At 50.4% G+C, this 20,379-nt stretch carries 20 protein-coding genes; 7 read left to right on the top strand and 13 right to left on the bottom strand.

Going from position 1 to position 20,379, the window contains the following annotated elements; translation table 11 throughout:
- Positions 1–3 precede the first annotated feature (3 nt).
- From IQ260_RS04700 to pilM, 6 genes are all read right to left on the bottom strand, one after another.
- Entirely contained in the window at positions 4–1,386 is a 1,383-nt protein-coding gene (locus tag IQ260_RS04700; RefSeq protein WP_193991334.1) for an FAD-dependent oxidoreductase, read from the bottom strand.
- A 211-nt stretch (positions 1,387–1,597) separates the two neighbouring features.
- Positions 1,598–1,876 carry an HU family DNA-binding protein gene (locus tag IQ260_RS04695; protein WP_193991333.1) on the bottom strand — a complete coding sequence of 93 codons (279 nt, stop codon included), beginning with the start codon at positions 1,874–1,876 and terminating at the stop codon, positions 1,598–1,600.
- A 317-nt stretch (positions 1,877–2,193) separates the two neighbouring features.
- A complete protein-coding gene (locus IQ260_RS04690; protein WP_193991332.1) occupies positions 2,194–4,260 on the bottom strand; it encodes an AMIN domain-containing protein in 2,067 nt (688 codons plus the stop codon).
- 89 nt (positions 4,261–4,349) lie between these two features.
- Complete coding sequence (locus IQ260_RS04685) at positions 4,350–5,171, bottom strand: hypothetical protein (RefSeq protein WP_193991331.1); 822 nt, start codon at positions 5,169–5,171, stop codon at positions 4,350–4,352.
- On the bottom strand, positions 5,171–5,953 hold the full coding sequence (locus tag IQ260_RS04680; protein WP_193991329.1) for a PilN domain-containing protein: 783 nt from the start codon (positions 5,951–5,953) through the stop codon (positions 5,171–5,173). The genes IQ260_RS04685 and IQ260_RS04680 overlap by 1 nt, the downstream gene beginning before the upstream one ends.
- A 3-nt stretch (positions 5,954–5,956) precedes the next feature.
- Complete coding sequence (gene pilM / locus IQ260_RS04675) at positions 5,957–7,060, bottom strand: type IV pilus assembly protein PilM (protein WP_193991328.1); 1,104 nt, start codon at positions 7,058–7,060, stop codon at positions 5,957–5,959.
- A 751-nt stretch (positions 7,061–7,811) separates the two neighbouring features.
- Here pilM and purT point away from each other — a divergent pair.
- Together purT and IQ260_RS04665 are read left to right on the top strand one after the other, a co-directional pair.
- Entirely contained in the window at positions 7,812–9,053 is a 1,242-nt protein-coding gene (gene purT / locus IQ260_RS04670) for a formate-dependent phosphoribosylglycinamide formyltransferase (protein WP_193991327.1), read from the top strand.
- Between the two features lie 100 nt (positions 9,054–9,153).
- Complete coding sequence (locus IQ260_RS04665; RefSeq protein ID WP_193991326.1) at positions 9,154–10,437, top strand: ABC transporter substrate-binding protein; 1,284 nt, start codon at positions 9,154–9,156, stop codon at positions 10,435–10,437.
- A 97-nt stretch (positions 10,438–10,534) separates the two neighbouring features.
- Here IQ260_RS04665 and IQ260_RS04660 read toward each other — a convergent pair whose 3' ends face one another.
- From IQ260_RS04660 to IQ260_RS04650, 3 genes are all read right to left on the bottom strand, one after another.
- Positions 10,535–11,797, bottom strand: coding sequence for a bifunctional folylpolyglutamate synthase/dihydrofolate synthase (locus IQ260_RS04660; protein WP_193991325.1), 1,263 nt, complete (start codon positions 11,795–11,797; stop codon positions 10,535–10,537).
- A complete protein-coding gene (locus IQ260_RS04655) occupies positions 11,797–12,135 on the bottom strand; it encodes a P-II family nitrogen regulator (RefSeq protein WP_193991324.1) in 339 nt (112 codons plus the stop codon). The genes IQ260_RS04660 and IQ260_RS04655 overlap by 1 nt, the downstream gene beginning before the upstream one ends.
- Positions 12,136–12,359: 224 nt before the next feature.
- Positions 12,360–12,881 (bottom strand): hypothetical protein, encoded by a 522-nt coding sequence (locus IQ260_RS04650; protein ID WP_193991323.1) that lies wholly within the window; start codon positions 12,879–12,881, stop codon positions 12,360–12,362.
- A 421-nt stretch (positions 12,882–13,302) separates the two neighbouring features.
- Between IQ260_RS04650 and queF the strand changes: the two genes are divergently transcribed.
- On the top strand, positions 13,303–13,734 hold the full coding sequence (queF, locus tag IQ260_RS04645) for a preQ(1) synthase (RefSeq protein ID WP_193991322.1): 432 nt from the start codon (positions 13,303–13,305) through the stop codon (positions 13,732–13,734).
- Here queF and IQ260_RS04640 read toward each other — a convergent pair.
- On the bottom strand, positions 13,709–14,287 hold the full coding sequence (locus IQ260_RS04640) for a DUF924 family protein (protein ID WP_193991320.1): 579 nt from the start codon (positions 14,285–14,287) through the stop codon (positions 13,709–13,711). The genes queF and IQ260_RS04640 overlap by 26 nt on opposite strands.
- 47 nt (positions 14,288–14,334) lie before the next feature.
- Between IQ260_RS04640 and IQ260_RS04635 the strand changes: the two genes are divergently transcribed.
- The 3 genes from IQ260_RS04635 (at position 14,335) to IQ260_RS04625 (ending at position 16,462) form a co-directional block, all read left to right on the top strand.
- The gene (locus IQ260_RS04635) at positions 14,335–14,619 is read left to right on the top strand and encodes a hypothetical protein (protein WP_193991318.1); all 285 of its coding nucleotides are present in this window, start codon (positions 14,335–14,337) and stop codon (positions 14,617–14,619) included.
- A gap of 176 nt (positions 14,620–14,795) precedes the next feature.
- A complete protein-coding gene (gmd, locus tag IQ260_RS04630) occupies positions 14,796–15,860 on the top strand; it encodes a GDP-mannose 4,6-dehydratase (RefSeq protein ID WP_193991316.1) in 1,065 nt (354 codons plus the stop codon).
- Positions 15,861–16,003: 143 nt separating this feature from the next.
- Positions 16,004–16,462 carry a DUF2996 domain-containing protein gene (locus IQ260_RS04625; protein WP_193991314.1) on the top strand — a complete coding sequence of 153 codons (459 nt, stop codon included), beginning with the start codon at positions 16,004–16,006 and terminating at the stop codon, positions 16,460–16,462.
- 159 nt (positions 16,463–16,621) lie between these two features.
- Here the strand turns inward: IQ260_RS04625 and purH are convergent, their stop codons facing one another.
- Complete coding sequence (gene purH, locus IQ260_RS04620) at positions 16,622–18,166, bottom strand: bifunctional phosphoribosylaminoimidazolecarboxamide formyltransferase/IMP cyclohydrolase (RefSeq protein WP_193991312.1); 1,545 nt, start codon at positions 18,164–18,166, stop codon at positions 16,622–16,624.
- A 147-nt stretch (positions 18,167–18,313) separates the two neighbouring features.
- Positions 18,314–18,865 (bottom strand): Uma2 family endonuclease, encoded by a 552-nt coding sequence (locus IQ260_RS04615; protein ID WP_193991310.1) that lies wholly within the window; start codon positions 18,863–18,865, stop codon positions 18,314–18,316.
- 58 nt (positions 18,866–18,923) lie between these two features.
- Between IQ260_RS04615 and IQ260_RS04610 the strand changes: the two genes are divergently transcribed.
- Positions 18,924–19,094, top strand: a complete 171-nt coding sequence (locus IQ260_RS04610; RefSeq protein ID WP_193991309.1) for a hypothetical protein — start codon at positions 18,924–18,926, stop codon at positions 19,092–19,094.
- 89 nt (positions 19,095–19,183) lie between these two features.
- Here IQ260_RS04610 and IQ260_RS04605 read toward each other — a convergent pair whose 3' ends face one another.
- The gene (locus IQ260_RS04605) at positions 19,184–19,948 is read right to left on the bottom strand and encodes a hypothetical protein (protein ID WP_193991365.1); all 765 of its coding nucleotides are present in this window, start codon (positions 19,946–19,948) and stop codon (positions 19,184–19,186) included.
- Positions 19,949–20,379: the final 431 nt, after the last annotated feature.

The raw sequence follows: 20,379 nt of genomic DNA, 5'->3' as shown, positions 1-20,379 counted from the left end.
TCTCTACATAGAACGCCGAATATTAAACCAGTTATCGGCCCAATCCCGTCGCCATTGACCCTCATTCCATCGGTTGCTTTTCCACTGGGCGATTGATTGAGAAACAGCATTGAATAGTGTGCCTGGTTGAGAGCCAGCCATTTCCCATTGGCTTATAGCTTGCATAGTAGGACTATTCCCAAGGGTAGTCACTAATGCAGGCGCTTCCTTTCCCATCAGGTGTACACCTATAATCCGTGCCTCTACGGTGACAAGTTTGCAAAAATTTGTCTGGGCAACATGGTCCGCATGTACTGGTAGACAGCAGGATTGAAATATCTTCACCCGATGGCCATAACGCTCCCTGGCTTGGCGTTCCGTCAAGCCCCAGCGACCAATAGGAGACAGCATATGAATCGAGTAAAATGCCCTCTCATAGTGCATGCTAGATCGTCGCCCAAACAGAGTATTCCCCAGAGCAATAGCCGTCTCTTGCCGGGTTAACTCAGGGCGGTTTTCTCCGCCGAGGCTACTGCCGCTGGCATAGATAGCGGAGCATCGTGTCTGTAGGTGTTGATTTACCGCTATGGGGACTCCTGGTAAAACATCCAGCTGTTCTAAACCCAAATTTTCCCACCCGTAGACTGGGGGCGTAAACACCCATTGCTCGTCCTTAATCCGTGCCGTCTGGTTTTCTGTATCCCTATCTCCAGCGAAACTATCCGAGGCCAAACTATCTGAGATCAGTATTTTGATCCCTAAACTTCTGAGCTGAGCCTCACTGAGCCGCTGAATATCCTGGTCTTCCGCTGGTAAAAGTCGTTTAGATGGAGATATCAGGGTTACATAGGCAACCCAGCTCAGAGCATAGGCCCACTCCACGGCGGTTGCCCCCTGCCCCACCACAGCTATCTGCTCAGGAATGTCTTTTAACTCCATCAGCTGATGGCAGTATAGGCGGGATTTCGACCCCAGGCTGGATACTACCGATGTGGGTATCCCTGGACCATAGCCATCGGTGAGTAAATAGCGACTGGCTTTCAGCTGACGATGCTCTAACGTGAGGCATTGCTCTGGTGTAAACCTAGTCGGCTCACGAATTACATCGATTCCTTGAGACCTTAGCACTGCCGGGGAGAGCGCAGTGTAATCACCATGCTCGCGTTGATAGTCCCATTGCTCGCATAGTCGTGACCAGACTACTTTTCGGTTCGATGCTGATTCAAGGTGAGCTGATTCAAGGTGACAGAGAGCTTGCCAGGTATACCAGACCGTGTCATTGACCTGCCAGTTGGGCTCAATCAGTGCAACTCGGGCACCTTTCTGGGCCGCTGCGCAGGCAGCCAGACGGCTACTGATACTGCCACCTAAAATTGCTAAATCGTAGTCTGTGCTATAGTTTGCCATCACCCCACACTATTCTTTCTATTCTGCTGGAGCCAAAGGGACTAAAGCATAAGAACGTTGCACAGTGCTACAAGTTGTCGCTACACAAAGAAGAATCGCCACTGCTAAAAACCTCCCAAAGCACATTTAGTGAAGCAATACCCTCACAAGAGAACGCTGTGGAGATTCACAAGCCGTAGCGATACTATTAATTTGATTTTGTGTGATTTGTTTACTTTTTAGCAACCATCTCTTTGAAGAGCTTACCGGCTGAAAAGGCAGGCACAGTGGTCGCTGGGATAACCATGGTATCACCAGTTTTAGGGTTGCGACCTTCACGTTCTTTGCGATGGCGAGGCTCAAAAGAGCCAAATCCCACTAAAGTCACCTTCTCATCGCTAGAAACTGCTTCCATAATGGACTCAATTGCTGCAGAAATAACTGCATCAGCCTGCTTTTTAGTAACTGATGCCTTTTCAGACACCTTGTCCACAAGTTCACCTTTATTCATCTTTGTCTCCTAGCAGATTAAAACCAATGAATGAACGAACTATGCCCACCGTTGGACAACCGTTAAAGCATCATGAGGGAATTCTCAACAGATCGCCGAAACCCTTGAAACCTCATGTTTTCTCTGCCCCATTCTAAGGGGTGCTTTACCAATATGGATCTATAAAACATTGAATTTATATGGATTTCAGCGATTTTTAGGAAAGTTCATACGATTCATCCTTAACAAATGTATGCTATCTAACAAAAAATCCTCTAAAAGCTCCTGATGGAGAGGCTTTTAGAGGATTTTTCAATTGTTACGGAGACTAACAAAACTTACTCATCTTCGCCAAGCAATTCCCGAACATCTTCGCCAGGTGTATAGCTGTAGCCGTAGATACTTTCATCAGAGTCATCCAATATCTGAGGAGTCAGCAGTACGATTAGCTCTTGACGCTCAGTTGTGGTGTCCGTATCGCGGAACAGCGCACCAATAATGGGCAGGTCTCCCAGAATTGGCACCTTACGTATGCTAGTAATATCAGTGTCTTGGATAATACCGGACAGCACCAAGGTTTGACCATCACGCACCCGAATCTGTCCAGACGATAAAGCCCGTCTTGAAATGGGAGTCACAAAGCTCTCACTAGCAGGGAAATTAATCGGTGCACCGGGAGCAGAAATAGTCGGTGCTACAGAAAGAGACACAAAGCCGTTGTCATCAACTCGGTCAACATTAATGGCTAACGTTAAACCAACATCGACCAGCTCGATTTCTGTTTCAGTAACGATGGTACCTTCATCAACGGTTACATCGGTGGTCAATTCATTGACGACCTCTTCAACTAAGTTAACTGAAGCATCCTGTCCTTCCTGAACAATCAGCGTGGGATCGGTGATGATTTTGGAGTTACCATTTGTGATGGTGGCCTCAAGCGCTGCGATAAAGTTTCTCGCCACATTCAAAGGATTGTTATTAAAAGCTAGAGTCAGCAGTCCATTACCCTGGCTGGCAAAGGTATCATCAACGCCAAAGGAGAAGCTAGTATCAAACCGCTCTAGGGCTGAAAGATTCACGTCAATCACCCGTAGGTTAATGGCAACCTGACGCCGACGCAGATCGAGCTGTACCAGCTGAGTTGTAGCAATTTCTACCTGGCGAGGTGTGCCCACCAATGTGATAGAACTTGTCCGCGCATCACCAATTACCTGCAGCCCTCGCAACAGAGGCGGCGAATCTTGATAGTCAGCGCGCAGAATTTCAACGCTGGTCTCTAATTCAGTTCGTTCAATTTGTTCGACATCGTCACCTACTCCATCGATGGTTGACTCAACGACTTCAATTTCTTGCTCATCAGCAAAGGCACTTTCAGCCCCCATAAATACTAAGAAATTAACGGCGGTAGCCACATCGACTTGATTGACACGAACGCTGCGTACGGTCAAATTACGAGCAGCCTGCGGTAGCCGAGGCCCCACAAAGATGGTTCGACCGACACGGTTGGCTTCTAACCCGGAGATTTGCAAGACGTAATTGAATACATTCTGTACAGGCTCGTCTTCAATGTCTAAGGTGACCTTTGTATCAGCAGCAGCAGCGCCATCACCAGCTCCCGCTTCGGTAAATGCTAGGTTAAGTCCAGCTGCACGGGCTAGTAACGACAGGGCTTCGCGAGCAGTTGCCTCCCTCAGGACTAAACGGGGTACCCGCTCAGCAGTACCCAGGTCAATCACATCCAGAGCCGCACCAACTTCGGAGACGGCAATGTCACCGACCGGAGGGGGAACCGCTTGAGGTAAGAACGGGGGTGCGCCATTCAGTGTGGGGGCAACTACCGGGTTACCGTCAATAATGACCTCAGGACTGGGCACTAAGATCTCTGGTGCATCTGCATCTGTCTCTGTCTCTGCTTGAGCGATGTGGGCTGGCAATAGGGTTCTGTCAGTAACCGTTTCAATAGCTTCAGGCAGTTCACTCGGCTGTGGTACAGCATTGGGACGGGTATCTAGACTAATAAGTAGGCCTTGACCGGTGATTTTGTTCAAATCAGCGATTGGAGCTTTATCATCTCCTTTAATTGTCAACCGCACCGTATTGTCATTCAGGGTTTCTAACTGAATTGACTCGATAGTCGGAACTGGATTTTGCTTGCTATAGCTTTTACTGCGCGGTAAAGCGAGCTGGGCGTTGGTAATGTCAGCTTGTAGAACATTGTCTCGCTTGACAGCAAAGATCTGAGGAGTGTCTCCGCCTTTAGTGGAGAGCAAGAGCTCCATGCCGGTTTTAGTGGTGTTGAGTTCAATATTTTGAATTGCTGTAGCGGCAGCTTCAGCAGATTGAGCCGTGAGGACGCTCAAAGCTCCGCCAGCAATTAAACTTCCAAATTTGAAAAAGCGTTTCACAGTTCACTCCTTAAATCTTAATTAGCGTACGTCAATGTCTTAGGGACTAGGATCTTAGGCGATCGAGTTAGGTTATGAATGAAGCCTGTTTACTCCCCTCCAGACTGATCTTCTTCACCCTCGGCTGTAGGCGGCGGAGCAATTTCTGGTGGCACATTGGGATCACCTGTCGGGATTAATGCATCAATATCAAATGTTGAACTGATCTTTTGCTTGGGTTGTCCAACCACCTGACCACTGCTGTTAAGAACAGTCTCAGTTACGGTTTCTGATGAGGCCAGGGAGAAATTCCTCAGTAGCAGCAACGGCTCTAGCCGCTCAACATTGCCTAAAACCGACTGGGTCTGAGCAAAGTCACCCGCAAATTCAACACTGTAGGTTTGGCGCTTTAGCAATCCGTCCACCTCTGCTCCCAAACTGCCATCTTCGATGACAATCTCTTCACTGGGAACAAACTTCCTGAGCTGGGCCTCAACCACAATTGGAGGAATGCCACGGGCTTCAATCTGATTGCGAGCTGCGGCAATGGAGGCATTGCTATTTTTGATCCGCTGATTGATATCCAATAGCAGCGTGTCCATGGATGACTCGTCTGAAAACAAAGAATAGACATTACGCCGCTGAACCAGAGCAATATCTCGTTCTTCTTCTAACTTGGCAATCTCTTCTAGTCGCTCAGCTTGGGTGGCCAGCTGATTTTCCTTCTCAGCAATGGTAGCTCTGAGGGCTTGGTTGGTTTGACGTACAGGTTGCACAAATCGCTGGAACAGAAATATGGCTAGACCAATGCCAGCCAGGGCGGCCAAAATACCCAAGACCTTAGGGGTGAGTTCGATACCAAAAACAACAGGGTTTATGGGCTCATCATATAGGTCATCTTCGGCTGGTATAAAATCTCCGCTTAATGTCATTATTGGAGCACTCCTGTCTCGAAAAGGGCTTTTAACCTAGAGGAAAGACCTACGGATGCCTGCTGGTTTTCAAGTTCAGCAAGTAGTCGATCAAACTGTTCTGCAGATACACTCTTGACGTTGCCAGCGATGGTGTAATCAACCAGCTGGGTGGGTTCATCACGCTGAGCTTCGCCTGGACAACGACCTAACACTTCACTTCCCAAACTAGAGGTGGTGAGTTTGACCGTTTCACTCTCTAAAAAGGGTGAGTTTTTCAAGGTCAACATGAAGTCATTCACGTCATCAAAAGAACAGGCCGTACCGCTGATGTTTATCCCGCCAGCTTCTGGTGCAACCGGTTCACCTCCAGCTTCTGGTGCAACTGATTCACCGGCTGTTTGGGCAACTTGTGATAGCTGTGTCCGAGTAGGAATCCGATTTTGGATGTCCTTAACGATGGCGGACCAGGGGCGAATCTTAGTAAAGACACGGGCCAAGGCTCGACTTTCCGAGCGAGCGGCTTCGGTTTCTGCCTTGATTCGATCAACCTGTTCTAGCTTTGTTTGCAGTTCTGTTAGCTGGGCGTCCAGCTCTGCCTGTTGTGTTTGAAGAGTGGATTCTTGATATTTCAAGAGTCCAAAGAATCCACCGACACCCGCTAAGGCTGCAATCATGACGGCTAGACCGATGGCAATGGGAGTGCGATCGCTAGTTGTCTGTCGGACCATGGCCGAGGACTGTGTGGCTAGCACAGGACGCTCTTCACGATCATTTAGAAAGTTGATATCAATGCTGTACATGCCCTAAACCTCCCGCAGACCTAAGCCAAGAACCGTTGCCAAACCAGGCCGTTGAGCCTCAGAAATCTCGTCGCCCACTTCCAGCGACAGGGACTCAATTGGGTCAATCGGGCTCGCTGGCAAACTTAAACGCTGAGCAAAGAACTCATCCAATTGACCAATGGCGCTGCCTGGTCCTGCCAGTAGCAGCTGGGCAACTTCCATGTCTTCCCCCTGGTTTAAGTAGAAATCAATGGAGCGGCGCAACTCATCAGACAATTCGCCTAGTACGCGCAACATGGCCGCTGTTCCTGGATTAGTCCCCCCTCCCATCTGAGGAGCTCCCATACTGTCCATGGGCGTCGCTGGAACCGTCATCCCCTGGAGCAATTCTGTATTACGCGTGGGCGGTAAATTCATCGCGCGACTCAGAGCACTTTGAATCTGAAACGTTCCGATGGGCACAGTTCGCGAGAAATGTGGAATACCATCGACAACAATCGAGATTTCCGTGCTTTCAAACTGAATATCGACGATGGCCGCAGCTTCCTGGGGCGTAAACTGTCGCAGCTGCTCGCGGATGGTACGAATTAGGGCAAAGCTACTGGTTTCAACCACGTCCAGCTCAAGGCCAGCTTGTTGAAAGGTGGCCATATAGGCATCGGTTACCTCTTTTTTGACCGCGACTAAGAGCACCTGCACTTTTTCGATGCCGTCTTCGTCAACAAAGAAACCCAGCTTTTGATAATCAACATCAGCTTCTTCCCGTGGGAAGGGCAGATAGAGGCTTGCTTCCTGGTTGAGGACCATCTCGCGCAGCTCATTGTCGTCTAACTCTGCGGGTACCGGAATGACTCGCGTAATCGCTCGACCAGGAACAGACGTTGTGGCCCGTTTTACCCTTAGTTTGCTTTCCGTCAAGGCAGACCGAATGGCATCTGCCATAGCTGCCGTATCAATAATTTGACCCTCTTCAAAAATGCCTTCTGGAATTTCAGCAGAAGCCAGGGTTTCTAGCTTTAATTTCTGTCCTTGTTTCCTCAGGCGAGCTACGTTGACGCGTTCGGGCGTGAGTTCAACACCAACGCCTGGGGGTTTTCTTGAAAATAGCGACTTTAAACTATTCACAGCATTATCCGGTCACAATGTTATCGGGTCATGGAAGGCAATTTGAACTAGGCGGAGCCGAGCAATTTCAGTTAGACATAGCCCATCAATTTTTAATTAGGTTATAGCTAAGTAATCTGAGTTAGGCATAGCTGAGCACTTCTTAGTTAGGCATAGTCGAGCGGTTTTTGGTTAGGCATAGCCAGCTAATTCCGGTTAGGCATAGCCAGCTAATTTCGGTTAGGCATAGCCAGCTAATTTCGGTTAGGCATAGCCTAAACGTTTTTTCGGTTGACGGAGCCTAATTTTTTAGTCTGATTTTTTGCTAACGCATCGTACACAATTTGTGCAGAAATGGCTAGCTACTGCCAAACAATACAGAGGTTGGTGTCAATACTGCCCTAAAAAGCTAACAAAATGTACATTTTTTGATTTGTATTTTTAGGCCACCTTACAAACGAAAAAAATTGACTGCAGAAGAGTCTGCTCCATGGCTAAATGGCTGATCTCATGGTGCTTTAACGACTTTATTGAATCTTCTTAGCAGATTTTATTGCAGATTGTTAATCGCATAAAAAATCAACTTGATTTTGTTCTCAGGTTTTAACATCAGTGTCTGATTGCCTACTTTTTAACTTTTTTAGGTTGGCGAGCTTTGGGCTCGGCTTCAATTTTGTTTGAGAGAAGATGATTTTTTACGAGCGATATTACACGCAATTGGCTAAATTGATCACACGATTTCTAAAAAAAGTTGGTTTTTTTCTGAATAATTATGGCAAAAGTGGCAGATCAGCCTGGGAATGTCGTCTGGGGGACTCCTCTCTCGGCTAGCGGTAAACGTATGCTGTTGCTGGGCTCTGGGGAGTTGGGGCGTGAGGTGGCCCTGGAGGCAATCCGGCTGGGTATTGAAGTGATTGCGGTGGATGCCTATGCCAATGCGCCCGCCATGCAGGTGGCCCATCGTGCCCACGTGCTGAGTATGTTGGATGGCCAATCGCTTAAACAGGTGGTGGAGCAAGAACGTCCCGACCTGATTGTGCCGGAGGTGGAAGCGCTGGCCACAGAAACTCTGATTGAGCTGGAGACAGAGGGCTGGAGGGTAATACCTACAGCTTTGGCCACACGGTTAACCATGGACCGTGAAGGGATTCGGCGGCTGGCGGCTGAGGAGTTGGGGTTACCCACATCCCCCTATCGGTTTGCCGCCACTGAGACGGAATACCGCGATGCGATCGCAACCATCGGTTTACCCTGTGTGGTTAAACCCGTGATGAGTTCATCTGGCAAAGGTCAAAGCCTGGTCAAAACCGCCGCTGATGTGGACGCCGCCTGGACCTATGCCTTTGAAGCCGGTCGTGGCAAAGACCAGCGTGTCATCGTCGAAGGATTTGTCGACTTTGACACCGAGATTACGCTGCTGACGGTGCGATCTCATCCCCAAATAGCGGGTGCTACGCCCACCACCCACTTCTGTCCCCCCATTGGCCACCGTCAGGAAGCGGGCGACTATCGCGAATCCTGGCAACCCTGCGGGCTCAGTGTAGAGACCCTGGCCCAGTGTCAGCAGATTGCCAAGGCGATCACTGACGCTCTGGGCGGTGTAGGGCTATTTGGCGTGGAGCTGTTTATTGCTGGTGATCCAACCCAGGAACAGACCGTTTACTTTAGCGAAGTCAGCCCCCGCCCCCACGACACCGGCATGGTCACCATGGTGAGCCAAAACATGTCGGAGTTTGAACTCCACGTGCGGGCGATTGCCGGGTTACCCATCGGTGAAATCGAACAAATTCGTCCCGGTGCCTCAGCGGTGATTTTGGCTAGCGTCGCCAGCAATGGCCCTACCTTTACCGGGATAGCGGAGGCCCTCACCGTCCCCAGCAGCAAGCTACGGCTGTTTGGCAAGCCTCGCGCTTATCCCAATCGGCGGATGGGGGTGGCCCTAGCCTTAGGCGATACCGTAGAACAGGCTCGCGATCGCGCTCAAGACTGTGCAGCTCGAGTAAAGATGCATTAGCTTTCTGTTCACCCAATTTGACCATCTTGGTCTACAGTGTCTGCACACCTCCCTAGGCATAATTTCTAGGCATAACTGACCGGGCAAGCAAAAAACCATCATGAAACTGTCTCAACGTCGGCACTTTTTATCACGCATGGCATCCTGGGCCGCTGCCGGGATAGTGCTTGCGATCGCAGGCTGTGGTGGCAGTAGTCCTGAGCAGTCTGGGAAGCAGGAGGTGGAATTTTGGACCATGCAGCTGCAGCCCAAGTTCACCGACTATTTTGACCAGCTGATTGCCGAGTTTGAAGCAGCTAATCCAGAGGTGGATGTGGTTTGGGTCGATGTCCCCTGGTCTGACATGCAAAGCAAAATTTTAACGGCGGTGTCGGCGGGCACCGCTCCCGATGTCGTTAACTTGAATCCTGACTTTGCGTCCCAGTTAGCTAGCCGCAATGCCTGGCTTTCCCTTGACGATCAGCTCAGTGCCGAGGAGCAGGCCATCTACTTGCCTAAAATTTGGCAGGCGACCACCCTTAACGGGGATAGTTTTGGCTTTCCCTGGTATCTCACCACCCGAGTAACGCTGTTTAATGCCGAGCTACTGGAGCAGGCCGACATCAGCGAACCGCCCGCCACCTATGAGGAACTGGCCGCTGCCGCTAAACAGATTAAGGAAACAACGGGGAAGTACGCCTTTTTTATTAGCTTTGTACCCGAAGATGCCGCTGATGTTCTACAGTCCTTTATCCAAATGGGTGTGCCTCTGGTAGATGCGGACGGCAACGCTGCGTTTAATACCCCTGACGGTAAAGCTGTTTTTCAATATTGGACCGATCTCTATCAGCAAGAATTACTGCCCCGCGAGGTCTTAACCCAGGGGCATCGGCGTGCTATTGAGCTATACCAGGCAGGGGAAACCGCCTTTCTCTCTTCCGGAGCCGAAGCCCTCGCTAATATCGCCAACAACGCGCCAGACATCGCTGAGGCTACCCAGGCAGCCCCCCAAATTACAGGCAAGACGGGTAAAAAAAATGTGGCTGCCATGAACCTACTGGTCCCCCGTTCCACCGATGTACCGGAAGCAGCGGTCAAGTTTGCCCTGTATGTCACCAACAATGACAATCAGGTATCCTTTGCCCAGGCCGCCAATGTTTTGCCATCCACCGCCGCCGCCGTCGATAGCACCTTGACCACAGCGCCTGACGGAGCTACATCCATAGAAATTGCCCGTACTGTTAGTGCCAGTCAGCTGGCCGATGCAGAGGTATTAATTCCCGCATTAGAGGATGTGAAAAAGCTGCAAAAGGCCATATACGATAACCTGCAGGCGACCATGCTGGGCGAGAAAACTGTGGATGAGGCCATCGCAGATGCAGCGGCTGAGTGGGATAACCGTTAGGCTCTCTAGCCGTATCGATTAGATTGGGTGGCGTTCCTAAAGCAAGCCTGTTTCCTGAACTAGCGGCTCACGGGTTTGTCTAAGTTGTCTAGGTTGTCTAGCGGCTTTGGGCTAGAAAATCACCAATCAGGTATAGCGAGCCGCAGAGCACTTTGGTGGGGGCATCAGCATCAGCCACCACCGTTAATGCTGCTTCTAATGTTTCATGGGAGTGGGTGGCGGCCAGCTGGGGACATGCATTCTGGGCTAGCAGGGCGAGAGCTGTCGGGGCAGCGGATTGATGTCCTGGTACGGACACCAGGTGCAACGTGTCCCCAGGGCGTAATAAGGCCGCAAAGACATCTTCGTGATCCTTGGTGGCTAGCATCCCCATCAGCCAGGTAACCGGCTGGGGTAGCTGATCGACATAGCGGCGCAGCATTTGGGCAGCCGCTGGATTGTGGGCACCGTCGATCAACAGCTGTTGCCCTTGCCACTGCAGCCATTGCAGACGTCCTGGCCATTGGGTTGCAGCCATGCCTGTTTGGATAGCTGTGGTGGAAATGTGCCAGCCCTGCTGCTGGAGTAGCTGGAGGATTGCGATCGCAATCCCGCTATTGACCCGCTGGTGCTCCCCCAGCAGACCCGACCTGTAGTCAATCCACTCACCGTCAATCCCACTGCGCCACTGGTCTGCTGCCGTTGTCGTGGCCGGAGTGACCTCATAGAGCTGACAGCCCAGCTCCGTAGCTCGCTGCCGTACGACGGCATCAGCCGCCATCGGTAGCGGACCCATCACCACAGGTCGCCCCGGTTTGATCACACCTGCTTTCTCCCGAGCAATATCCGCCAGCGTCGGGCCTAGACGCTGCCAATGCTCACGACTCAGGGAGACAATGGCACTCACCAATGGCTCAGGGCACACATTGGTCGCATCCAAACGGCCCCCCAACCCCACCTCAATGACAGCAATATCCACAGCCTCAGCCGCGAAGTATGACCAGGCCGCCGCCGTAAACACCTCAAATTGAGTCGGCGTTGCCGAATCCTCACCATCAATGGCGGCGACTACAGCCCTCAGATGTTGCCACAGTGATTCATCGGTAATGGGCCGTTGATTAAGGCAGATGCGCTCATTCCAACCAATTAGGTGGGGTGACGTATAGCGACCTACCCGATACCCTGCCTCTGACAATACCGACGCCACATAGGCACAGACTGACCCCTTACCATTCGTGCCAGCTACATGGACAATGGGCACCTGCTGCTCAGGATGATGCAAACGACCGAGCAGCTTCTCAATACGTGATAGCCCCAGATTGACTCCAAACCGACCGTAGCCAGCTAAGAATTCATCAATCGATGGCCTGCCAGACGACACTAGACAGCTGCCGCGTTTTTCTCGCCAGTACGAATACGTACAACTTCATGAACCGGCGTCACAAAAATCTTACCGTCACCGATTTCTCCAGTCCGAGCCGCTGCAATCACTTGCTCAACAATGGCATCCACCTGCTCGTCATCCACCACAATTTCAACCTTGAGCTTCTGTAAAAACTCAACGGTGTACTCGGAGCCCCGATAACGCTCAGTCTGGCCTTTCTGCCGACCAAACCCTCGCACTTCAGACACCGTCATGCCGACGACACCGGCATTCACCAGAGCGATTTTAACTTCGTCAAGCTTAAAGGGACGAATAATAGCTTCTATTTTTTTCATGGAAATCTATAAGCTCCACACACCGGTCCAACTCATTCAAATTGGACCACAATATCAAGGTTTAGCGAGTTAGGCAGACGTTTTACCGTAACAATTGATACGGTGTGACGCATCTGCTGCGTAGTCAATTTTAGATTACAACTTGATCAAAGCGATGACGAACTTCCCACATCCCTTAACGGATTTGGGGAATAGGGGCCATCAGCCACGACCTGCCTGCCAGGCTAACGATCGTTGATCAAAGGACGCATGATTAAAAAGCCTGCGCCAAATGCCGTCAAAATAATAATGGCAATGGACGCAATCAACCAGAGGGTGCTCATACTGCCATTGACCGTTGACTCCAGGCTGTAGCGGCGCTTTTCTCCAGATTGCTCGGTAAATATTTTAGAGAGTTCAGCCTTCCTAGGACGCTGAGAGGAACCAGGCTCTGCCACTGGCGGCATCACTGATTGGGGTTCTAGGAGCTGTTCTACGGGGGGGTAGACCGGAGGAGTCTGTACAGGAGGTGTTGAGAACGTCATCTCGGCCTCGGCAGGATGAGCCACACCTGCATGGTGACCCAGCTGAAGCGCCACCTGTACCATCTGATGAATGTTTTGACGTAGCAGGTGATTTTGATTGGTGAGGTGATTATTTTGAGTACTCAGTGAATCCACCATCGCCTTGGTAGCCTGCAGTTCGGCAGCCAACTCGCGATAGACTGACACAGGCACTGAGGGAGCATAGCTGGAGTCTGATCTCATCGGATTCCTCGCTGAGTCAGCATTGTGGGAAGGATTCATAAGCGGTTCCAAAAATCTCCAATAGAAACACAAGTCAGCTGCCCTAAGCTGTTTACCAAAGGCGACTAGCAGCTAGTCGGGAAACAGTCGGGAAACCGCCCTATCGGGTCGTTCAAATTAGAGCAACGTCAATGCAATTCGTCAAGTATTTGCTCTAAGTTCTTTGAATGGTGAACAGGTGCCGTTTGCTCTGGTTGCTTGATCGAACGCAGTGAGGCATGCCTGTTGTAGAACCCTGTTTATAGACACAATTACATCTGGGATAGCGCTCTGCTAATTGACCAATAGCCCATATAATTGCACGTCTAGTTGTACCCCGTTTCTCGCAAAATCACCACTCTGCATATTTTGTTTTTTGAACGGTCCCCTTTCTCTTCAATCTATGGCTAACTCATCTCTTCCTGACAGTGCCCCTGCCGAGACTATTAAGTACGGCGAGCGAGCGATTGAGGAAAACGAGCTCATCACCTTTCCAAATCCTCGGCCAGGTCGCCAGTATGACGTCAATATCACGCTGCCGGAGTTTACCTGCAAGTGCCCTTTTTCTGGCTATCCTGACTTTGCCACTATTTACATTACCTATACCCCCAACGAAAAAGTAGTCGAGCTAAAAGCTATCAAGCTCTATATCAATGGTTATCGCGATCGCTACATTTCCCATGAGGAATCAATCAACCAGATCATGGATGATTTTTTGGCAGTAGCCGATCCTTTAAAGTTCAAAATCAAGGGCGATTTTCAGCCCCGAGGCAATGTCCACATGACCGTTGAAATTGAATACGAAAAACCTAAAACCGAGACCCCGGCTGTTTAAGAAACGTCAGCTCTGCCTCAGTGCTCTGACGTCCTAAAATTTTATTCCGATGGGGAAAGCGGCCAAACTGAGCGATGACGTCGCGGTGACGACGGGCATAGTCTAAAACATGGGCGAGATCCGGTGTCTGTGACACCAGCGCCTCAAAATACGCTACGGACTGGTTTTGGTGGGTCAAATTCTCACTATGTTCAAAGGGCAGATAGAGAAACATGCGCTCTACAGGTAGCAGCTCAGCTCCATAGCCTCGATCGATGGCTGTGGCTGCTGTAGTCAGGGCCAGTGGATCGGCTGCAAAGCTCTGGGGCGTATCTCGAAACATATTGCGGGCAAACTGATCTAGCACAATAATCCGAGCTAGGCTGGCTTTAGCCGTTCTCAGCCAGGGTTCAGCCGAGGACGCTACCATAGCCCAATACAGATCTAAAAACTGGTTTTTGATCTGAGCATCAAAATCAGGATCTTTGCGAAACCATTGTTTGCGGAAGCTATCCGCTGGTGAGCCAAACCAAAAATCCAATACTGACTGGCTATTGCTAACAACTGAGTTCATCGTGAGTTCAGAGGTAATTAAGCAAGTAAAACTCGAGGAAATCGATTATGTCATCCATCTTTTCAGTCATTTTTGCCATGGTACTGGTGATGGCGGTTTTTTGCTGGCTGACAGGGTATCGGTTGCCGCTTCGGTTTACAGCGCCGTCTTTACCCACGGGTTCATCGGGGGTGTCTCGGGCCACCCGACAGCGGCTGATGCGATTGGTGAATGGCAATCAATCGGTGGCGGCGCGCTTGGTGCAGCGGGTGCGATCTCAAAATCCCGATCGCTCTGAGCAATGGTGCTGGGAAAAAGCAATCTACGATATCGAACGCGATCGCAGAGCCTAAAACCTCTTTTGGTTTATACGCCCCTTACACTTTCTTGATTTAAGGACATTTTTTTAAAGCTAACGTAGTGATGACCAAAAAATTAAACCCATTATGAGAGCATCTCTCAATTCCCATATTTTGGGTTAATTGAGACTATCTACTAGCAATTTTTATAGATGAAGGAAGCCGACAATATGACGCAGATTAAGCGGGCGCTAATTACAGGGATTACAGGCCAGGACGGGTCTTATCTTGCAGAACTTCTATTAGAAAAAGGCTATGAGGTCCATGGCATTATTCGCCGAACCTCAACATTTAATACTGATCGCATCGATCATATCTATGTTGACCCCCATAGCGATGATGCCCGCCTGTTTCTCCACTACGGTGACCTCAATGACGGCACTATGCTACGGCGCATCTTAGAGCAGGTTCAGCCCAATGAGGTCTACAATCTTGGCGCTCAGTCCCACGTGCGCGTCAGTTTTGACTCACCAGAGTACACCGTTGATACGGTAGCCATGGGAGCACTGCGTCTGATGGAGGCCATTCGTGACTATCAGCAGCGCACCCATGCGGAAGTCCGTTTTTACCAGGCTGGTTCCTCTGAAATGTATGGCAAGGTTCAAGACATTCCCCAGAAAGAAACCACGCCTTTCTACCCCCGCAGCCCCTATGCCTGCGCCAAGGTCTATGCCCACTGGCAAACCGTTAACTACCGTGAGTCTTACAACATGTTTGCCTGTAATGGCATCTTGTTTAACCACGAGTCCCCCCGTCGCGGTGAAACCTTTGTAACTCGCAAAATTACCCGTGCCGTTGCCCGGATTGTGGCTGGTCGTCAAAAAGAGCTTTACCTCGGTAACCTAGACTCCAAACGGGACTGGGGATACGCCAAAGACTACGTCAAGGCCATGTGGCTGATGCTGCAGCAGGATGAACCCGGTGACTATGTCGTGGCGACAGGCGAAACCCACACCATTAAAGAATTTCTAGACATTGCTTTTGCCTACGTCAATCTAGACTGGCATGACTACGTTAAGTTTGACCCTCGCTATCTTCGCCCTGCTGAGGTGGATATCTTAATCGGTGATCCATCCAATACTCAAGAAAAGCTCAAGTGGAAGCCTTCCATTGACTTCCCAGGCTTGGTCAAACTGATGGTAGACGCTGACTTAGAAGCTATTGGTTTAGAGCCTGTCAGCAAACAGTCAGATGCCGCCACCGTACGTCAAGCCATTGCCGGTGTGATGTCCTAGAACGATTTCAGTTAGACTCAACTCACTGAATAGTTACGAATGCCTCCTTTAGAATCTGTCTTCTAGGGAGGTGTTCCATTACTATAAAAAAGACCTGGTTTGGAGCTAACCGATGCTTCGAACCCAAACAAATAGATAAAAGCATGGCAGACGAGTCGACTCCTAAGGCCTCTGCGGCCAAGTCCGCTGATAAGGCACCTGCAAAAGCTAAAAAAGAAAAGCCACCCAAGCTAGAAGACAAACCGTTTGCTGAGTTTATCGAACAGCATTTTCTACCTGCTGTAGAAACAGCCCTAGGCAAAGAAGACGGTCTGGACGACTTGCAGCTGTCTTTTGAGACGCAGCCCATCAACGTGATCGGTGTAGACAAGGATAGTTACCCTCAGGTGATTGGCCGCTGGGCTGAGGGCGCGCGACAGTTTAACATTGCCTTTCTTGAAGAAAGCATTAAGGGACCTAAGGTCTATTCGTTTGCAACCAATGGGTCCACCCCCAGCACCATCGAGCAGTTTATGGGCGATGAGCGGCGCATCACCTTGGATTTGATGGTGATGTATGTGATACAGCGTCTTAAGGGGCAAAAGTGGCTAAAGGGAAATTAGGCACCGGGGTTCGACTTCGCTCACCCCTCGATACCTTCGACTTCGCTCACCCCTCGACTATTTCAAATTCCAAGGCCGCTGAATACTGAACACGAGCCATAGCTGGGTGAGCGAAGTTGTAGCTGGGTGAGCGAAGTCGAACCCAGCGGTGTACTAGCTCTAATGCAAAAAGTGCCGGGTCCCTGTCAGCGCCATCATCACCCCTAGCTCATTCGCCGCTTTGATCGAATCTGCATCACGGATACTGCCCCCTGGCTGCACAATTGACTTAATACCGGCGGCGGCGGCGGTGCGTACTGAGTCATCAAATGGGAAAAAGCCATCGCTGGCCAACGTAGCGCCGGCTGCTTTTTCGGCGGCTTGTTCCAAAGCAATTTTTGCTGCACCCACCCGGTTCATTTGACCAGCACCAATCCCCACGGTGGTGTTTTTATTAGTAACCACAATGGCGTTGGACTTCACATGCTTAGCCACACGCCAAGCAAACAGCATTTCTGTCAGCTCGGCTGCCGTCGGCTGTCGTTCGGTCACAATTTTCCACTGGCGGACATCTTCTTGAATATCGTCAGATGTCTGGGTCAAAAAACCGCCAGCAATGGCCCGAATCGTCTGGCTAGGTCCGTTGAGTAAGTCCGGCAGCACCAGCACTCGTAAATTCTTCTTCTTCGCTAAGATTTCCCGAGCTGCTGGGTCACAGCCCGGTGCGACAACGCATTCTAAAAATGTTTGGGTTAGCGACTCAGCTGTCTCCACATCGATTGTTTGATTGAGGGCAACGATGCCGCCAAAGGCTGAGATGTTATCGGCTTCAAAGGCCCGTTTGTAGGTGGCTGCCATGGGGTCACCAATGGCGACGCCACAGGGGTTTGTGTGCTTAAGCACGGCAGCTGCAGGACCGTTTTCGCTGGGGAATTCTGCGATGATGCGGCGGGCTGCTTCAAGATCGACCAGGTTGTTATAGCTGAGGTCTTTACCCTGGAGTTTTTCGGCAGCGGCCCAACCGCTGGGCTGGCTACCGGTTTGATACCAGACGGCTGGCTGGTGAGGGTTCTCACCGTAGCGTAGAGTTTGCTTTTGGCTGCCGCTGAGGGCAAACCGTTGGCTGGTGGTGCCGTCGGATTGTGCGGTTAGGTAAGTTGCGATCGCTTGGTCATAGGTAGCCGTATGCCAAAACACCTGACGCGCACAGTCAGCCCGAAATTCTGAAGATGGCTGAGCGTTATTGGTCCGTAGTTCACTTAGGTAGCCCTCATACTGAGCCGGGTCGCACAGCACGGTCAGGTAGGCGTGGTTTTTGGCCGCCGATCGCAGCATGGTAGGGCCGCCGATGTCGATATTTTCAATGGCATCGGTCAGCGTGGTGTCAGGCTTAGTAATGGTCTGTTCGAAGGGATAAAGGTTGACAACGACGAGATCAATGGGGCGAATGTCGTTATCGGTCAGGTCCTTTTGGTCGTCAGGATTATCAGTGCGAGCGAGGATACCCCCATGAATACGAGGCTGTAGGGTTTTGACACGTCCGCCTAGAATTTCGGGAAAGCCCGTGTAGTCAGAGACTTTAGTGACGGGAATACCGGCCTCGGTGAGGGTGCGAGCCGTGCCGCCGCTGCTGATAATGTCGAAGTCAAATTCTGTGGTCAGTGCCTTGGCCAGATCGACAATTCCTGTTTTGTCAGATGCACTAAGCAGCGCTAAGCGTGTCATGGGATTTCTGCGTTCTTGGGGTGGTCAACCTTACCAGGGTAGAACGCAGACGCACGTTTTTATTCCTCAAATACTCAATCAACAGCCCGCTAGGGTAAGGCTTATTCCTACCCTTTAACACCAAAGAGCGTCATCCAGTACTTCCTTTTAATTCAACGTCAACCAACCAAATACATCCGTAGCTGTTAGGGATAAATCCACATCCGTTAACATTGGCAGCTCCGCTTCACCTGTCACAATCTGGATGCGCTGCTCGCTATCAACCACCAGGACGCTATCTTCCGACGGATCTAACAACCAGCCCAGCTCGCTGCCATGCTCAATGCAGTGCAATAAGTTTCTGAGTACCTGGGTTTGGCTTTGATCCGGTGACAAGATTTCAATAGACCAGTCTGGCGGAATCAAAAATCGATTAGCAATCCGACCGGTCTCGGTCAGGGGAATACGGTCCCAACGAAAGACTGAAATATCTGGCACAATAGAACGCCCACCAAACGTACAGCGCAGCTCTGGAAACGCGGCTGCTAGCCCGGTCGTTTTCGCCACCTGGTTAATCGTTTCGCAAAGCGTACTTTGCAGCAGACTGTGCTGGGGCATCGGCTTTTGTAAAATACGGCCCTGAATAAATTCGGATGCAGGCTTAGTTTCTGGCAATTCCAGAAACGTCTCAAGTGTCAGCGACTGAGTTGCAATAGTCATGCTACTTGCATCCCGTAATCAAATACTTGTCTGAACTGTAGCAAATTGGAACTATGCTGTGCGTGACCCACTGACCTATAGCACCCACCATCCCAGTCCTGGCGAAGTCTTGCTCGTTATTGAAGTAGCAGACTCTAGCCTGAAATATGACTTAGAAGTATCGCCTCTGGCCTTTGATGATTTGACCCTTCAAATTGCCGATATGCTGCCACCTATAAAAGCTCAATAGAGCTAAGCGAAACCAGACAGCAGCAGTTGGTTTAAATTATGGATCTAGCTTGGAGACTGAACTCAGCAGATCTCCAAGCTGACAAAACCTTAGCGCCGCCGACCAGGTCTACGTCCTCCCTCATCGTTGCTACCACCGTGGGGACGAGAGTTGCCTGGGTCACAGCCTTCGGGACCATTCCCGATACCTTGATTACAGTTGCGGCGACGGCGGCGACCGTTGCGTCTGTGATCGCCACGCTCTTCCCAGTGGTCATTGACTACAGCCGTAGACGATCCAACGATTTGAGTGATTTCGGTTGTAGTCGTGGTGACAATACTCGTATAGCTTTGCTTATAGGAAAAGCTTTCTCGGATATCCCGTCCGCCACCGGCTAGGTCATAGCGGACCGATGCAATACAGTTGATTTCCACATCGTCTAGACGCAGATCATCGCCCAGTTCCGCTCGCAGTTCTTCTTCCAATTCGGCGATGGAAATGACCTCAGAGGTTAGAACATAGTTACCACTAGCGGCTTCAATCAAACGCGCGCCTCGGTTGGTATGGATTTCCTGCCAGCGACCACCGCGAGTTCTAGCAAACACTTGATAGACCGCATTAGCATAGGTTGTCTGAGGCTTATTTAGTACTTCCAACTGCAAGACCAGGCTTTGCTGACTACGCTCTGAAAGACGGGCCACATGCAGCACAGAATTCCAGCCTTGGGCGGAGGTTACTTTAGATTGAGCCGCAGACTGTGCAACGGGCAAACTATTTCCACGGGCTGGCAGCTGCTGAGATTGCCAAACAAGAGACAGTAAGACAGCGGGCATAGCCGTCTTGAGAACCACATTCTGAAAAAAGGAATACTGCATAGCTATGTAATAAGACTCAACAGCCCATGGAACTCCCAAAGGCATCTATAGCTTCAAATGCAGTGACCTTTATGGCTTTGTGCAGTATTGATGAAATTTATCTGGTCAGATGTACTTACAATCGTGCTAGCTTCTATGGTCTTGTGGGGGGGCATTGCTGATTTTGTCTTGTCGATGGCATGCTGCAGTCATTTAATATCGCATCAATCTCGCTATCATTGCGATAACCTATGGACCCCAGGCTTTCTAGCAATAGGATAAGGAGCAATAGGCTGCTTTCAGGTCTACGGTAAAATCCGTAGCGACCCGTCTGCTCACAACTGCTGCCTATGTCACTTCATGCCCTGTCCGCTGGTGAATCTAACGCCAGCCGTCTAATCGTTCTTCTCCACGGTTGGGGTGCCAATGCCAAAGACGTTGCAGGCATTGCT

The sequence above is a fragment of the Leptolyngbya cf. ectocarpi LEGE 11479 genome (assembly GCF_015207065.1).
Classification (GTDB): Bacteria; Cyanobacteriota; Cyanobacteriia; order Phormidesmidales; family Phormidesmidaceae; genus Leptothoe; species Leptothoe ectocarpi.
This window is presented reverse-complemented; position numbering and strand designations above follow the sequence as displayed.

What these genes read in the sequence shown, in the direction of transcription:
- queF (WP_193991322.1), top strand. Translation starts at nt 13,303, where the DNA reads ATGGCTAACTCATCTCTTCCTGACAGTGCCCCTGCCGAGACTATTAAG.
- IQ260_RS04700 (WP_193991334.1), bottom strand. Translation starts at nt 1,386, where the DNA reads ATGGCAAACTATAGCACAGACTACGATTTAGCAATTTTAGGTGGCAGT.
- IQ260_RS04635 (WP_193991318.1), top strand. Translation starts at nt 14,335, where the DNA reads ATGTCATCCATCTTTTCAGTCATTTTTGCCATGGTACTGGTGATGGCG.
- IQ260_RS04665 (WP_193991326.1), top strand. Translation starts at nt 9,154, where the DNA reads ATGAAACTGTCTCAACGTCGGCACTTTTTATCACGCATGGCATCCTGG.
- IQ260_RS04650 (WP_193991323.1), bottom strand. Translation starts at nt 12,881, where the DNA reads ATGAGATCAGACTCCAGCTATGCTCCCTCAGTGCCTGTGTCAGTCTAT.
- IQ260_RS04695 (WP_193991333.1), bottom strand. Translation starts at nt 1,876, where the DNA reads ATGAATAAAGGTGAACTTGTGGACAAGGTGTCTGAAAAGGCATCAGTT.
- IQ260_RS04605 (WP_193991365.1), bottom strand. Translation starts at nt 19,948, where the DNA reads ATGCAGTATTCCTTTTTTCAGAATGTGGTTCTCAAGACGGCTATGCCC.
- IQ260_RS04640 (WP_193991320.1), bottom strand. Translation starts at nt 14,287, where the DNA reads ATGAACTCAGTTGTTAGCAATAGCCAGTCAGTATTGGATTTTTGGTTT.
- IQ260_RS04615 (WP_193991310.1), bottom strand. Translation starts at nt 18,865, where the DNA reads ATGACTATTGCAACTCAGTCGCTGACACTTGAGACGTTTCTGGAATTG.
- IQ260_RS04655 (WP_193991324.1), bottom strand. Translation starts at nt 12,135, where the DNA reads ATGAAAAAAATAGAAGCTATTATTCGTCCCTTTAAGCTTGACGAAGTT.
- IQ260_RS04625 (WP_193991314.1), top strand. Translation starts at nt 16,004, where the DNA reads ATGGCAGACGAGTCGACTCCTAAGGCCTCTGCGGCCAAGTCCGCTGAT.
- IQ260_RS04685 (WP_193991331.1), bottom strand. Translation starts at nt 5,171, where the DNA reads ATGACATTAAGCGGAGATTTTATACCAGCCGAAGATGACCTATATGAT.
- purT (WP_193991327.1), top strand. Translation starts at nt 7,812, where the DNA reads ATGGCAAAAGTGGCAGATCAGCCTGGGAATGTCGTCTGGGGGACTCCT.
- IQ260_RS04680 (WP_193991329.1), bottom strand. Translation starts at nt 5,953, where the DNA reads ATGTACAGCATTGATATCAACTTTCTAAATGATCGTGAAGAGCGTCCT.
- gmd (WP_193991316.1), top strand. Translation starts at nt 14,796, where the DNA reads ATGACGCAGATTAAGCGGGCGCTAATTACAGGGATTACAGGCCAGGAC.
- purH (WP_193991312.1), bottom strand. Translation starts at nt 18,166, where the DNA reads ATGACACGCTTAGCGCTGCTTAGTGCATCTGACAAAACAGGAATTGTC.